Below are 1989 nucleotides of genomic sequence, written 5' to 3' on the forward strand. Positions count from 1 at the left end.
GTCTAACTCCATTAAAATTACTTGCATTTAATCATCGAAAGGCAAGGTTGATCCTGCTATCGATACCAAGACAGCAGTGCGCGATCAGGTCAACCGTATGGATGCCGTCGAGTATTTCGCCCTGCTTGCCGAATTGCTCAAAACCAATCCTCCGAGCGAAGCCGATGAATTGATGGTCGAGAAGTTGGCGCGGATCGGCATCGTGCCTGGCAAGGACAAGAGCAAGTTCGACCCTGCATTGGTGAAGCGGGTGCCGCAGGTCGGATTTGATCGCATCATGCTGCACTACAAATTCAGCGACGGCGACGTGAAGGACGTCGATAGCTGGGACTTTACCACCAAGACCGGCATCTATGGCATCAACTACATTCAACGCGCACTCATTACTGCGATCGGGCTCGGCGCCAACCGGCCGCAGGATGCGATTTATCCCTTTTCGGCAAAATACGATGGCGGATTGATAAAGCGCGCCTATGAGGGTTCAGAGAACTACGTGCTGACCGTTCAAAAAAGGAGCAATGCCGCCAGTCGGCGGCTTCTGGTCCCTGACTATGTATGACGAGAACTACTTTTTGTCGAGAATCCGATCAATCGCTACTCGATCAGTGCCCGCCAAGATCTAAAAATGAACGCGGATGGGTCCACTGACCTGTTCATTCAAAATGCCAGCCCAGGCGCGGACAAAGAAGCCAACTGGCTACCTGCACCGAAAGGCAAGTTGGTGCTGATGATGCGTCTTTATTGGCCAAAGGAGAGCAACCCGTCGCTGCTTGACGGCTCATGGATTCTGCCCCCTGTGAAAAGGAGAGTTGACGATACTTCCGTGCCAGCGAGCCGTATAGTGCGCAAAGTCAAAGTTGGGCTTTGCTTGGATTATCATCGGCGTGCGTCGCTCTCGCATTACCGAGAAGATTTTCTACCCACACATATATCGTCAGGACAGGCGCACCGCTGGTTGTGCCGGCCAAGTAATCGTTTCCTGATCGTTGAAGACCAACGAGAAAAGGGGCAACCCATGTTCAAATTCGATGATCCAATCCCCCTGTCGCGCCGGGCCTGAACAGTTACGGAGGTTTGTTCCGGTTGAGGCCTTATGCAATTTTCGAAGCACAGAACAAGAACATCATCGCTGCTGCAGTCAGGCCATGTCGCATGGCGCTCCTTCAACCGGACAAACGCGCGGGCTCGACTTTAAAATGTACCGCTTCACGACGATTGAGCTCCCGAAGGACCGCCGAAAGATTGGCAAGGCGCGGATTGCCACGTGGCCCGAACATCCGCATCAAGTTCTTCGGATCCATCGCCATGGCTTCGCTGAGCTGATCAAAGCCGACGGTCGCGTTGATGTAGTCTCGTATCAGCGCCTTGCCAGAATCCGCATCACCCGCCGCGAATGCCTCAACGGCCTTGCCGAGAAGTGTTGCTCGAAACTCTGGATCGCGCTCAGCCCGCGCCTTCACCGTATCCTTGAAACTGCGACACAGTGCCATGGTCGTCAAGAAATGTGATATTAGTATATTACTTTTGACAAACGCAAGCCGTAACTGAAGAACTGGTTTTGCCAATGGACTATCACACCTTGGAGAAAGTCTTGGTGTCGCTTATAGAACACGGCTGACAGATGCGATGATTCGACGGTCAGAACGAACGGGCTCTTAACGAGCAAGAGGYTGCGATGCTTACTCTTTTTATCACTCTTGCTGTTACATTCCGGGTGGCGACGCTCCTCATTTCGATCAGCAATGAGCGGAAGCTGAAAGCTGCCGGCGGCACGGAAATTGGCAAGGCCAACTCAAACATTCTGGCTGTCGCGCATGTTGCGTTTTATCTGTGTGCGATCACCGAATACGCGTTTTCTGACTACAGTATAGACCAAGTCACTTTGCTCGGAATGGCCATCTATCTTGTTGGTGCAATATTCCTGATAGTTGTGATTGTGAGCCTTGGTCCACAATGGACAGTCAAACTCATCATCGCTCGAAACCACAT

At 52.1% G+C, this 1989-nt stretch carries 1 protein-coding gene and 2 pseudogenes; 2 read left to right on the forward strand and 1 reads right to left on the reverse strand.

What is annotated here, in order from left to right:
* Positions 1-40: 40 nt before the first annotated feature.
* Positions 41-805, forward strand: a pseudogene (locus tag ACXJ5O_RS25410) (DUF1214 domain-containing protein); the annotation flags it as partial.
* 358 nt (positions 806-1163) lie between these two features.
* Here the strand turns inward: ACXJ5O_RS25410 and ACXJ5O_RS25415 are convergent.
* Positions 1164-1490, reverse strand: coding sequence for a helix-turn-helix domain-containing transcriptional regulator (locus ACXJ5O_RS25415; RefSeq protein WP_457302331.1), 327 nt, complete (start codon positions 1488-1490; stop codon positions 1164-1166).
* A gap of 185 nt (positions 1491-1675) precedes the next feature.
* Here ACXJ5O_RS25415 and ACXJ5O_RS25420 point away from each other — a divergent pair.
* Positions 1676-1989: pseudogene (locus ACXJ5O_RS25420) on the forward strand (hypothetical protein); the annotation flags it as partial.

The sequence above is a fragment of the Phyllobacterium sp. P5_D12 genome (assembly GCF_054049495.1).